At 45.6% G+C, this 12,909-nt stretch carries 14 protein-coding genes; 12 read left to right on the forward strand and 2 right to left on the reverse strand.

Annotated features, from left to right (window positions below):
• Positions 1–26 precede the first annotated feature (26 nt).
• Together rsmD and coaD are read left to right on the forward strand one after the other, a co-directional pair.
• Positions 27–575, forward strand: coding sequence for a 16S rRNA (guanine(966)-N(2))-methyltransferase RsmD (gene rsmD, locus BLR15_RS00355; protein WP_092983618.1), 549 nt, complete (start codon positions 27–29; stop codon positions 573–575).
• Positions 572–1,054 carry a pantetheine-phosphate adenylyltransferase gene (coaD, locus tag BLR15_RS00360; RefSeq protein ID WP_092983619.1) on the forward strand — a complete coding sequence of 161 codons (483 nt, stop codon included), beginning with the start codon at positions 572–574 and terminating at the stop codon, positions 1,052–1,054. Before rsmD ends, coaD begins: the two co-directional genes overlap by 4 nt.
• Here the strand turns inward: coaD and BLR15_RS00365 are convergent.
• Positions 1,044–2,189 (reverse strand): nucleotidyltransferase, encoded by a 1,146-nt coding sequence (locus BLR15_RS00365; protein WP_092983620.1) that lies wholly within the window; start codon positions 2,187–2,189, stop codon positions 1,044–1,046. The genes coaD and BLR15_RS00365 overlap by 11 nt on opposite strands.
• Before the next feature lie 113 nt (positions 2,190–2,302).
• Between BLR15_RS00365 and BLR15_RS00370 the strand changes: the two genes are divergently transcribed.
• Positions 2,303–2,821, forward strand: a complete 519-nt coding sequence (locus BLR15_RS00370; protein ID WP_092983621.1) for a YceD family protein — start codon at positions 2,303–2,305, stop codon at positions 2,819–2,821.
• A 2-nt stretch (positions 2,822–2,823) separates the two neighbouring features.
• Positions 2,824–2,997 carry a 50S ribosomal protein L32 gene (gene rpmF / locus BLR15_RS00375; protein ID WP_052256701.1) on the forward strand — a complete coding sequence of 58 codons (174 nt, stop codon included), beginning with the start codon at positions 2,824–2,826 and terminating at the stop codon, positions 2,995–2,997.
• A gap of 28 nt (positions 2,998–3,025) precedes the next feature.
• Here rpmF and BLR15_RS00380 read toward each other — a convergent pair whose 3' ends face one another.
• Positions 3,026–3,493, reverse strand: a complete 468-nt coding sequence (locus BLR15_RS00380; RefSeq protein ID WP_092983622.1) for an N-acetyltransferase — start codon at positions 3,491–3,493, stop codon at positions 3,026–3,028.
• Positions 3,494–3,603: 110 nt separating this feature from the next.
• Here BLR15_RS00380 and bshC point away from each other — a divergent pair, with 110 nt between their 5' ends.
• The 8 genes from bshC to BLR15_RS00420 all read left to right on the forward strand — a co-directional run bounded on the left by bshC (position 3,604) and on the right by BLR15_RS00420 (position 12,883).
• A complete protein-coding gene (gene bshC / locus BLR15_RS00385) occupies positions 3,604–5,190 on the forward strand; it encodes a bacillithiol biosynthesis cysteine-adding enzyme BshC (protein WP_092983623.1) in 1,587 nt (528 codons plus the stop codon).
• A 140-nt stretch (positions 5,191–5,330) separates the two neighbouring features.
• Positions 5,331–5,762, forward strand: a complete 432-nt coding sequence (gene mraZ, locus BLR15_RS00390) for a division/cell wall cluster transcriptional repressor MraZ (protein ID WP_092983624.1) — start codon at positions 5,331–5,333, stop codon at positions 5,760–5,762.
• An 11-nt stretch (positions 5,763–5,773) separates the two neighbouring features.
• Positions 5,774–6,703, forward strand: a complete 930-nt coding sequence (gene rsmH, locus BLR15_RS00395; protein WP_092983625.1) for a 16S rRNA (cytosine(1402)-N(4))-methyltransferase RsmH — start codon at positions 5,774–5,776, stop codon at positions 6,701–6,703.
• Positions 6,704–6,715: 12 nt separating this feature from the next.
• The gene (ftsL, locus tag BLR15_RS00400) at positions 6,716–7,099 is read left to right on the forward strand and encodes a cell division protein FtsL (protein WP_092983626.1); all 384 of its coding nucleotides are present in this window, start codon (positions 6,716–6,718) and stop codon (positions 7,097–7,099) included.
• Positions 7,086–9,257 carry a penicillin-binding protein gene (locus tag BLR15_RS00405; protein ID WP_092983627.1) on the forward strand — a complete coding sequence of 724 codons (2,172 nt, stop codon included), beginning with the start codon at positions 7,086–7,088 and terminating at the stop codon, positions 9,255–9,257. Before ftsL ends, BLR15_RS00405 begins: the two co-directional genes overlap by 14 nt.
• A 9-nt stretch (positions 9,258–9,266) precedes the next feature.
• On the forward strand, positions 9,267–10,229 hold the full coding sequence (mraY, locus tag BLR15_RS00410; protein WP_092983628.1) for a phospho-N-acetylmuramoyl-pentapeptide-transferase: 963 nt from the start codon (positions 9,267–9,269) through the stop codon (positions 10,227–10,229).
• Positions 10,230–11,564, forward strand: coding sequence for a UDP-N-acetylmuramoyl-L-alanine--D-glutamate ligase (murD, locus tag BLR15_RS00415; RefSeq protein ID WP_092983629.1), 1,335 nt, complete (start codon positions 10,230–10,232; stop codon positions 11,562–11,564). It abuts the gene before it with no gap.
• A 20-nt stretch (positions 11,565–11,584) separates the two neighbouring features.
• On the forward strand, positions 11,585–12,883 hold the full coding sequence (locus BLR15_RS00420) for a cell division protein FtsQ/DivIB (RefSeq protein WP_092983630.1): 1,299 nt from the start codon (positions 11,585–11,587) through the stop codon (positions 12,881–12,883).
• The last annotated feature ends 26 nt before the right edge of the window (positions 12,884–12,909 follow it).

Genomic DNA, 12,909 nt, shown 5'->3' on the forward strand with positions numbered 1-12,909 from the left:
CAACAGAAAATGGAAAGAGGATTTTTATGAGAATTATCAGCGGCAGTTACAAGGGCAGGAAAATCACTTCTTTACCGCACAGGGACACGCGTCCGACGACGGATAAAGTCAGGGAGAACATCTTCAATATTATGGGACCGCTCGAGGGAGATGTACTGGATTTATTTGCAGGGACGGGTGCACTCGGCATCGAGGCGCTCAGCAGGGGTGCCGGGAGCTGTATTTTCATCGACGGGGCGAAAGATGCCATCGGTGTATTGAAGAATAATACCAAAGGAATCGACGAACCGGTTGAAATATACCGCAATGACTACAGGCGGGCGCTGAAGGCACTGTCCAAAAGGGACAAGACTTTCGACCTGATATTTTTAGACCCGCCGTACAAAAAGAACATCGTCTCTTTTGCCCTGTCGGAAATAAAGAGACTCGGCATATTGAATGAGGACGGCCGGATTGTCATAGAGGCGGGGAAGGATGAAACTTTTAAAAACCCCGGTTTTGACAATGTACGGGAGGTCGTTTATGGTACAGTTAAAGTAAATATTTTGAAAGATAATGAGGGGAAATCATCATGACAAGAATAGCGGTTTGTCCGGGGAGTTTCGATCCGATTACATACGGACATCTGGATATAATTGAAAGAACGAGTAAAGTGTTTGATAAAGTGTACATTTCAGTACTCAAAAACTCTTCCAAGAAAGGGTTGTTCACTCCAGAGGAAAGAGTGGAGATGATCGAAGAGGTGACGAGCCATCTGGATAATGTGGAAGTGAAACAGTTTTACGGCCTGCTGGTGGACTTCTGTAATGAAGTGGGCGCGAAAGCCATCGTCAGGGGTCTCCGTGCAGTCAGTGACTTCGAATATGAAATGCAGCTGACGAGCATGAACAGGAAGCTCGACAGCGATATAGAGACCATCTATATGATGACGAACAACAATTATTCATTCATATCATCATCCATCGTCAAGGAAGTGGCAAAGTACGGCGGCAAGATCGAAGATGTCGTACCGCCGCACGTTGCGAACCTGCTGCAGGAAAAATTCAGCGATTGATGATGACCGGAGTATTGAAGTCATTCCGGTCAGAATTCGATGCAATGTTATAGACGTCTGTCGCCATGATCTCATCTTTGATATGGCGGCTGTTTTCTTTATTGACGTTTGTAATGATCTGAACGTCCGTATCTTTCAGCGCTTTCAGGTATTCCTGACCTGCACTGTTCATTGCAAGCACCCGTACGGCATTGATGTCGCGTACGTCGTGGGCCGCCATCTTACTTTTGGTGATGTTTAACAGTATGCATGTCATCAGGCGGTTCAGGCGTGTCCAAGTGTAGCGCTTCGTTTTTATTCTGTGCATGAATTCATCGTAGCCGGCGGTCCCCCTGACATTGGATTTCAGACGGTGTTCAAGTCCTTCGGTCATCATATAGATTTCCCGCAGCTCCCGGGGGCTCTTATGTGTGATGATTGTTTTCAGTGTCTGGAAGAAATCCGCGTTGCCGATGGGTTTATTTTCCAAAATGTCGTCTGCGAGCTCGGGCGGCATGAAAGGCTTCACAGCCTGGATGCTGCCGGCCATGATATTATTCCGGATGCTTGTCGCGCTTGAAAATGCGCCTTTTGACAGGTCGGGCTCATTGTACAAGTTGCTCACTCTTTTGATGGTGAGCGGCGTAATGCTGCTTCTGAGCGTTTCGACAGCGCGTATGTAACTCAGGCCGAGTATGTTGTTCGAACCGCTTATGTCGACATTCTCAAGCAGTTCTGCAAGGGCGCGGGGGTGGCTGTAGCCCTGTTTGATGAGGCTCGTCAGCTCGTCCTTGTCTACGTTGTCCCGGCTGCGCGTGTACAGCTGTTTCAATGTTGATATGTCACCGGACTCGCTTCCAAAGACCAGGTGGGTGCTCCCGAGGAGTTCTGCGATCCTCACACCGCCGAGTGCGAAATCGTCGGCAAAACTGATGCTGTTTTTCAGCGGCAGCTCGACGACGAGGTCGACGTGCCTGACGGCGTGTTCTGCCCGGATGAATTTATTCGTTATTGCCGCTTCGCCGCGCTGTGTGAAGTTGCCGCTCATAACGGCGATGACGATATCGGCATCTGCAATTTTACGGCTTTCATTGATATGGTATATGTGGCCATTATGGAAAGGGTTATATTCAGTAATCAGGGATGTGACATTCATTGAAAAAGACCTCCTTTAAACTGTATTGTATCAAATAATCCGTTAAGAAAATAACTTGACATAAGTCCCTATAAAATGTACAATATTTTTTGTGCTCATAAGAGGTGAAGAGTATGAAATGGACATTGGCTCAACTAAGAAAATTCCATGATGAAGTGATCAAATTTGATGATGACCTGAAAATTGAGAACCTGACGGACAGGAAGGATATCTTATCTGTCGAAAGGCTCAATGTCAAAGGTGAAATATTTGTGCGCAGCAGACAATTCAATGTACAGATATATATCGATACGATTATCAACATGCTCGACAGTCGAACATCTGAAGATATTCAAGTCCCGCTTCAAATCGAATCATTGGAAATCTTTGATGAAACTGTCCATGAAGATGATGATCTGGATGAAAATGTCCATCCCGTCATTCATACATTGGATTTAGAACCTGTTATCAGGGAACTCATCATTGTGAACCTTCCAACCGCTTATACAACAAGCGATGAACCACTTGGGAGCGGAAAAGATTGGGAAGTCATCGATGAAGATGAGTTTGCTCACGAGAGTGAGGAAAAAACAGATCCCAGACTTGAAAAATTGAAAGCACTACTTGATAGTGATGAAGAAAAGGAGGATTAATCATGGCAGTACCTAAAAGAAGAACATCCAAAACACGTAAAAATAAACGCCGTACGCATATTAAACTTTCAGCACCGGGAATGGTTGAATGTTCAAACTGTGGTGAAATGAAACTTTCACACCGTGTTTGTAAATCATGCGGAAGCTATAAAGGTGAAGAAGTAGTGAATAACTAAAAAAGATGAGCTCAAGGCTCATCTTTTTTTATTGCTTCAGAGAATATCCTTCCGGATACCAGATCAGTGCATTGTCGGCAAGGTCTCTCTCAATATCATATTTTAAAGTTTCAAAGCCATGGTCTTCAAAAAATGACCGTGCATTTTGACGGCTGACCGCCTTGATGGGCATATTCTGCTCTTTTACATAATTGATCAGTTCTGAACCGAAACCTCTGCCCCGGTATTTTTCCAGCACTTCAAGCTTCCATATGACGAGATAGTCGTGCGGCGGGTCGAAGATGGGATGGTTGTCATCCTGCTTTCTGTACAGGCACATGCGCGCTGCCAGGTTTTCACCGACATATATTCCGTAGAACGGCGAATCGGTATCGGCATCGATCACATTCCCTTCGAGCTCTTCCATCATCTGCAATTCCTGCGTTCCGTACTCCCCGAACTTTTTAAAATCTTCGGCAGTCTTATAGTTGATTGCCAAATGTTTGATTTCAGACATAATAATCGCTCCTTTCATCCATTATATTATAATTGATAAACAGTTCAATTGTTTTATAAAATGAAAAAATCTATAATTTTAATTAATCACCGTAACAAAGGAGAAAGACAATGGAAATTGAATGTATGAAATTCTCTAACGATAATTTTATTGATAAATTTAACCGACAGGAAGAGAATATACTTAAATTTTATCAAAATCTCTCATTAAATAAAAAAAGTGTCGACCAGGTGCTCACGAGACCTGTCCATGACCATACAAAGGCACTTGCTGAAATAATGAAGGATGATATGGAAAAATACGGGCTGTCAGATGCACAGGAGAAGAACCTTGAACTTCTGACAGACGGTCACCGGGCAGTAATCGGCGGGCAGCAGGCCGGACTTTTCATGAGCCCGGCCTATATCATCCATAAGATAATATCCATCATCACCGTGACAAAGGATATGAAAGAAAAATATGATTATGATGCCGTACCGGTCTTCTGGGTGGCGGGAGAGGATCATGATTACGAAGAGATCAATCATACATTCGTCTATGACGACATGCACAGAAAAAAGAGGAAGATCAGCTATAAGCCGAACCTCAAAGTGAATATGAGCGTCGGTTTCTATGAATACGACAAACAGGCAATGAAAGATACTCTGAATAAGATTCTGGAAATGTGCGGAGACCGCTCAGACCTGAAAACTTTGAAGGACAAAGTGACGGCATTCATAGATGAACATACTTACTGGACGGAACTTTTCCACGCACTGGTGCATGACCTGTTCAAAGATGAAGGCATCCTTGTCTTCAACAGCCACACACCTGAAGTGCGCCAGTTTGAAAAATCGATATTCAGATCGATGATAGAGTCCCATGAAAAAATCGATGACGCATTCGTCAGCGGCCAGAAACAGCTGGCGGATGAACTGGATACCTCCCCGGTGATCCATACGGAAAATAACGTGCACCTGTTTGTCAATGCGACAACGGTCCGGACGCTTCTTGAAAAGGACGGCGAACATTTCAAGGCCGGTGATGAGAAGTATACAAAAGATGAACTGCTCGGACTGCTTGAGGAGTCACCGGAAGTATTCAGCAATAATGTGGTGACGCGTCCTTTGATGCAGGAGATGCTGTTCAACACGCTCATATTTCTCGGCGGCAGCGCAGAAGTGAAGTACTGGGGCGAACTGCACAAAGTGTTTGAAGTGATGGATGTGGACATGCCGATCATTTTAAAACGCATCGAATTTGAATATTTATCCCCGAGGCTTGAAAAATTGATGGAAAAACATGAACTGGATTTCAATCCTAAGTTGTTTGACACAATCAATGAACTTAAACATTCAATGGTGGAAAATGACATCAGCTCAGAGTTTATCAATAAAATTGCTGACATTACGAAAAGTGCAGAGAAGAGTTATCAGGAACTGCACGATATCAACAGGCAGGACTTCATGACGCATATTGTCGAAGCGAACTTCAAGCACCATCTGAAACAGCTCGATTATCTGGAGCGCAGATACAGAATCGAAGTGAAGCGGCACAAGAGAAAAGAACTGGGTGATCTGACCGAACTGCAGGAAAAATTATTGCCGGACGGCGGACTCCATGAACGGATGTACCACCCTTGGCAATATATGACCGATTTAAGGGATTTTCCACCACTTTCCTATACGACAGACCTGGTAATCCTCAAAACACCATAGCGCCACTGTTCAGCCGACGGCTTTCTAATTTTTAGAAAGCCGTTTTTTTATTTTATTAAAATTACCGCTGCTTATTTTGTATAATTTGTGGTGAAAAGTGGTGGAATGTGGTAATTTATAAATAGAGGCAGGTGGATACCATGTTCATGGGAGAATTTAACAATAAACTCGATACAAAAGGCAGAATGATCGTCCCAAGCAAATTTCGTGATGATTTATCGGAGCAGTTTGTAATTACACGAGGTCTTGATAAATGTCTCTTTGGCTACACACATGAAGAATGGTCCCGCATTGAAGAAAAGATGAAAAGCCTGCCGCTGACAAAACGTGATGCCCGAAAATTCATGCGTTTATTCTTCTCAGGCGCGACTGTCGTCGAGGTGGATAAGCAGGGCCGGATCAATATCCCCCAAAATTTACGCACTTATGCAGGGCTTTCAAAAGATTGCACAATAATTGGTGTTTCCAGCCGTATTGAAATCTGGGATTCAGAAGAGTGGTCCGATTTCTATTCGGATTCTGAGGAAAACTTTGAAGATATAGCAGAAGACTTAATAGACTTTGATTTATAGGATGTGACAATGTGTTCAGTCATGACACAGTATTATTAAAAGAAACAGTGGACGGTCTCAACGTTAAGGAAGACGGAATTTATGTGGATGCCACTTTAGGAGGCGGCGGTCATACTGAATATCTGCTCAGTAAAGTCACAACGGGCAGAGTAATCGCATTCGACCAGGATATATATGCGATCGAACATGCACAGGAAAAATTCAAAGATAATGAAAGATTGATTCTTGTACACAGTAATTTTGAAAATCTGAAAGAAGAATTGAAAGCTTTGGATATAGAAAAGGTTGACGGAATCATGTATGACCTGGGTGTTTCAAGTCCGCAGCTCGATATTACCGATCGTGGTTTTTCCCATACAAGAGAAGCGAGGCTCGATATGAGGATGGACCAGTCCCAGTCTCTGGATGCGTATGAAATTGTAAATACTTATTCCTACGAGGCGCTTGTCAGTATTTTCTTCAGATATGGTGAGGAGAAGTTCTCAAAGCGGATTGCAAGAGAAATCGAAAGAAGAAGAAAAGAACATAACATAGAAACGACGACCGGACTGACAGAAATAATAAAGTCCCAAATACCCCACAAGTACCGCCGTACAGGTGGCCACCCGGCGAAAAGGGTGTTTCAGGCGCTCAGAATCGCAGTGAATGATGAACTGGGTGTATTTGAACGTTCGCTTGAAGCGGCGATTGAAATTTTAAACAAAGACGGCAGAGTATCAGTCATTACGTTCCATTCACTGGAAGACAGAATCTGCAAGCAGATGTTCGTAGAGTATGAAAAAGGACCGGAACTGCCAAAAGGACTGCCTGTCATTCCACCGGAATATCAGCCGGACCTGAAAAGGATCAACCGTAAACCGATTCTGGCCGATGGTGAAGAACTGGAAAACAATCCGAGAGCACGCAGTGCGAAATTAAGAATTGCAGAGAAACAGAAATAGGATGTGTTAGCTATGGCAGTAGAAAGGTATCGTCAAGCATTACCCAATACAAAATCGAATGATCAGAACCAGTCGAAATCAAATGCCCGAACGCGTACGAAAAGTAAAGTCGTCGGCATCAAACGGGGCGAAGCGATCATCTATCTCACATTGATGATAATGATTACCGTTGCGGCGGTCTTTGTACTTTCCTCAAAGATGGATGCTTATGAGCTGCAGAGTGAAATCACGAATGTAGAAAGCGAAATCGCAACAAAAAATGGTGAGATCGATGAGCTGAATACGGAAGTGACACATTTGGCATCCTATGATAGAATTTACGAGAAAGCTGGTGAGCTGGGTCTAGATTTAGACAACAGCAATGTAAAGGTTGTTGAAAGACATGGCAAAAATTAAAGTAAAGTTCATGAATAGAACGACATCATTTTCAGTCGGTGCGCTCCTAATATATCTAGGTATAGGAGTGCTTTTTCTTTTGATATTCTGGCAATTTTCATATTTGATGATCGGAAAATCACTGGAAGATGAAGATCTGGTCGCACACGGCCATGAGAAATTTTCAAGAACTGCAGTCAATCATGCAGAAAGAGGCGATATCACCGACCGCGATAACAATATTCTCGCGAGTGATATGGAAGCTTACCGTGTTGCATTAATTATTGATGAGGACTATCCGAATCACGTTGAAGATAAGGAAAAAGTGGCATCTGTACTTAATGAAGTACTGGATATGGATGAAGATGAAGTGATTGAGAAAATTGACCAGGGGATAGAGGATGGACGTTTCCAGGTCGAGCTCGGCAGAGCGGGCATGGACATTTCCTATAACGAAAAACAGGCGCTGGAAGAAATCCAGGCGGATGGTGATTCGGGTGTCAGCGGTTTTTATTTTGTATCGGAAACTAAGCGTTTCTATCCGAACGGCAACTTTGCTTCCCATCTTGTCGGCTATGCGGAGCAGGATGAAGAGACCGGCGGACTGTTCGGCCAGATGGGGCTGGAACGGGCGTATAACGACGTGCTTTCCGGTGAGCCGGGATCGACAGGCTATACTCAGGATGTCTGGGGGTACATAGTGCCGAATACCCAGAATCAGGTGAAAGCGCCTGAAGATGGTGCGGATATGCAGCTGACGATCGATTCTAACATCCAGCTGTATCTGGAGGATTCACTCGATACCATGGAGGAACATTTCGAACCGGAAGAGCTGTTTGCAGTCGTTGCGGATGCTGAAACCGGTGAGATTCTGGGCTCCGGACAGAGACCGTCCTTCAATCCGAGAACGCGTGAAGGGTTCGGCAACAGCTGGCTGAACATGCTCTACCAGTATTCCTTCGAGCCTGGATCCACTTTCAAAGTGTTCAGTCTTGCCGCCGCAATCGATGCCGGTGAATATGAGCCGGATATGACGTTTGAATCCGGTGAATTTGATGTCGGCGGACACACAATTTATGATTGGGAACCTGAAGGCTGGGGAAATATCACTTATAATGAAGGTATGCAATATTCTTCAAACGCCCTGATGATGATTCTTCAGGATAAAGTGGGAGAAGACAAGATGCTCGAATATTATCAGGACTTCGGTTTCGGCCAGACGACGGACTCGGAATTCCCGCGTGAAGTGCCCGGTGTCATTGCCTGGGACGAGGAACTGCAGCGCAAGACGACTTCGTTCGGCCAGACTTCGACGGTGACACCGATCCAGATGATCCAGGGGATGACTGCCATACTGAATGAAGGACAAATGAAAAAACCTTATGTCATCGACTCGATCACAGACCCGGATACGGATGAAGTGCTGTATGATGGTAAAGAGTCTGTCGTGAGACAGGTCATCAGCCCAGAAGCGGCAGAGAAGACGCAGGAAGAGATCAATACATTCGTAGACGGTTCCATGGAACGGAACCCGCAGTACCAGCTGGATGATTATGAAGTGGCCGGCAAGTCCGGAACTGCACAGATCATCGATCCTGAAAACGGTGGCTATATGACCGGGGATTATGAATTTCTGACTTCGTTCATCGGCTATGCGCCGGAAGATGATCCGGAAGTGATCATCTACTACGGCATCAAGCTCGCTTCAAAAAATAAGGAAGACACCTGGGATTACGGCGTAATGCACGGCTTCAACCCGCTGATGGAACGCACGCTTAAATATTTGGAAGTCGGTTCACAGGATGAGGAGTCGACTGCTGAACTCGTCCCTGTCGAAGATTATACCGGTGAAAATATGGGAGAAGCGGCGCTGCCCGAAGATGAAACCATCCATCAGCTCGTCATCGGTGAAGGCGAAGTCATCGAAGACCATTACCCGAAAAACAGCGCGCTGCTGCCGTATGATACTTTCTTCGTCAAAACAGAAGGGCAGGCGACGATGCCTGATCTTGAAGGGCTGTCAAAACGTGAAGCAATAATTTTTGGAGATTTTGCAGGTGTGGATATCACAGTCGAAGGTGAAGGATACGTCAGTGAGCAGTCGGTCGAGGCTGGTGCTCCGATTGAAGAAGGCGGCGAAATCAACATCACATTATCGTCAAATGATCCAAATGACTAGGAGGACATGATGAATCATATATTTTTAATACTCTCATTTGCATTTACTGCAATTTTAGTGCCGGTCACGATTCCGCTGTTGAAGCGTATGAAGTTCGGCCAGTCCATCAGGGAGGAAGGGCCCGAGTCCCATCAGGCAAAAACCGGCACGCCGACAATGGGCGGGCTGACGTATCTGATTCCGACGATACTGCTTGCATCAGCGGCACTGTTTTTTGTCGATGACATATACAAGATGCTTGTTCTGATCATCGTGACGATCGGCTTCGGTCTGATCGGTTTCATCGATGACTATATCATCGTCGTCAAAAAGGACAATACCGGACTGACATCAAAGCAGAAATTCATCGCGCAGATTGCGGTGTCGATCATCGTTTACATCATAATGGCCAACTGGATTCCGGACATTACAAACAGCATTCATATACCGGGGACGGAGTGGTCGATTCCGCTCGGCTTCCTGTTTGTGCTGTGGATCATATTCTGGCTTGTCGGTTTCAGTAACGCCGTCAACCTGACGGACGGACTGGACGGCCTTGCGACCGGTACGTCAATCATCGCATTTGGTGCGTTCCTGACAATCGCATACATGTATCACGAATATGAAATCGCATTGTTCCTGTGCATCATCATCGGCGCACTGCTCGGTTTCCTGATCTATAATAAATACCCTGCAAAGCTGTTTATGGGAGATACAGGTTCACTTGCCCTCGGCGGTGTGATCGGTATCGTCTCCATCATGATCAACAACAGTCTGCTGCTGCTTTTCATCGGTGCAGTATTCGTTGTCGAAACGGCTTCCGTCATGCTGCAGGTGGCATCATTCAAACTCACTGGAAAAAGGATTTTCAAAATGACACCGATCCACCACCATTTCGAGCTGCTCGGGTGGAATGAATGGAAAATTGTCGCTGTATTCTGGACGGCAGGTGCAGTCGCCGGTGTGATCGGGATTCTGCTGGGAGGACTTTAAATGGGCCATAATAAATACAAAGACAAGAAAGTCATCGTGCTCGGATACGGCAGAAGCGGCAGGAGTGCCGTCAACACGATGATCCGTTTCGGCGCAAACGTTGTGTTGACAACAAACGAAATATTTGCAGATGAAAGTATCAGGCAGCTGCTGAAAGGGCAGGGCGTTGAAATCGTCGACGGCCATCACCCGGTGAGCCTTCTGAACGACGCTGATCTGATCATCAAAAATCCGGGAATACCTTATAGGATTGAATTCATCCAGGAAGCGATGGAGCGCGGCATCCCGATCATCACGGAAGTCGAGCTGACGAAAGATATCACAGATGTAGGAATCATCGGAATCACCGGAACGAACGGAAAAACGACCGTCACGCACCTGATCGGTGAAATGATGGATAATGACAATAAAAAACCGGTTCTCTGCGGCAATATCGGGTATCCGGCAAGTGAAGCGGCGTTTGAGGCTGACGACGACAGTGTGCTCGTAATGGAGCTGTCGTCTTTCCAGATGATGGGTGTGGATACTTTCAAGCCGGATGTCGCAGTACTGACCAATATTTATGAAGCACATATGGACTATCATTCCTCGAAAGAGGAATACGTGAATGCCAAACTGTCTTTATTGGACAACCTGACTGAGTCGGATATGATCGTTTTTAACCGTCAGCAGAAGTCATTTCTGGATCATTACTCCGGCCCGGCCAACATCAGATATTTCACCGGTGAGGGAGATGCGGATGCATATATTAAAGAGCGTGCCATCCACTTTGAAGACAGGAAGCTGATCGATATTGACGATGTGCTTTTGAGAGGCGACCATAACTATGAAAATATACTGGCTGCGATCATTGCGGTCAAACACTTCGGTGTGTCCGACGACGCCATCGTCAAAACGCTCAGGACATTCGGCGGCATTCCGCACCGTATGGAGTATCTCGGCATCATAGACGGTGTCAAATACTACAATGATTCAAAGGCGACGAACAATCTGGCGACATCATTCGCACTCGACAGTTTCGAAGTGCCGACCGTATGGATTGCCGGCGGGCTCGACAGGGGCCAGTCGTTCGATGAATTGAAAAAGCATGCCGGACACGTCAAACATCTGATTGCATACGGCGAAACGGCGGCTGCTTTGAACGATTTTGCCAAAGCTGAAAATATTGCCGTGAGTACCGCCGAAAACCCGTACCATGCAGTGCTCGATGCGAAAGAAATCGCGAAAGACGGCGAAATTGTGTTGTTCTCTCCCGCATGTGCGAGCTGGGATCAGTATAAGGATTACGAAGCACGCGGAGACCATTATAAAGAAGGCTTTCATAAAATCTATTAAAAAGGCGGTGAGCCATAAAGATGAGTGATAAAGAGGAAATTTCAAAGTTAAGAGATAAACTGAGGCAAAATCGTAAGACGTACTCACAGACTGCCATAGAGTCCCGTCTTTATGGCTCACCGGAAGATGACGGCCAAGGAGAGGAAAAGCCTGCAGAAAATACCGCCGGACGGAGCGTCAGTAATGATGATGGTACTCCCGCAAAAGACCCGGAGGCAGGGCGGAATGAAAGTGAGCTTCCCGAAGAAGAATATTTGAGCGAATCACTGATAGAGAGAAACAAGTGGACTGACAATCGGGAGGATGGCCAGGAAAATAAGAATGAAGAATACCCAGATCGGGCAGCAGACGCTGGACAGCCGGTTGAAAATAGACCGCCCGAAGCTGAAGAAACACCTGAAAAGACACGGAAACAGAAACTGTTCACGAAGAAATACAGGCAGAAGCGTCCAAAGCGTCCGAAAAAACCGAAAAAATACACAAAGCTCACGGCACTGAAAGAAAACATCCTGCTCATTCCAAAATACATACTTGTGCCTGCCGTCGTTCTACTCCTTTTATTCGCGGTGCTCATCTGGTATGTTTCGACAGATGCAAGTGATCTGAAAGAAATCAACATCAGCGGAAACGAAATAATTACCGATGACGAAATAGAAAGCCGGCTGGATTTTTCTGCAGGTGATAAGATGTTCAGTATAGACCCCGGCACCGCAGAGGAGAATATTTCGCTCCTCCCCATCATCGTCGATGTCAATGTGGAGCGTGACTGGTGGAATGGTGTGACTGTCAGCATCAGTGAGCATCAGGTGGTCGGCTATATAGAGAATGAAGGCGGCTATAATCCGGTGCTGGAAAACCGGAGAGTGTTGAGAGGCTATCAGGTCAGTCCTGTAAACGGACCATTGATCTACTTTTTTGAAGGAGAGGAAATGGACGGTCTCGTTGACAACCTCAATGATATCGAACCTGAAATAAGGGCGGGGATTTCCGAAATTTATTTCAGGCCGACGGACAACTCTCTCGGCAGAATCCATCTACTGATGAATGACGGCCAGGAAATCGTCGCCGACTACCGGGATTTCGGGGAAAAGATGAACCATTATATCGGTATGAAAGAAGAGATCGGGGATGATACCGAAGGCATCATCGATATCGAAATCGGCAGCAGTTTTCTGCCGTACGATTCAAATGAAGCCCGTCAGATCAAAAGTGGTATATACAACTCGCCGGAAGCTGCCGGTTATGTCAATGAGTTGAACACATCATTGAACAGTGTCAAAGATACATTGAATCAATTCGAGGAATTTGAAGAGGAATGATCCATCCAGTTTAAATTTTTGTATAA

Origin of the sequence: Lacicoccus qingdaonensis (assembly GCF_900101075.1) — a bacterium.
GTDB lineage: Bacteria > Bacillota > Bacilli > Staphylococcales > Salinicoccaceae > Lacicoccus > Lacicoccus qingdaonensis.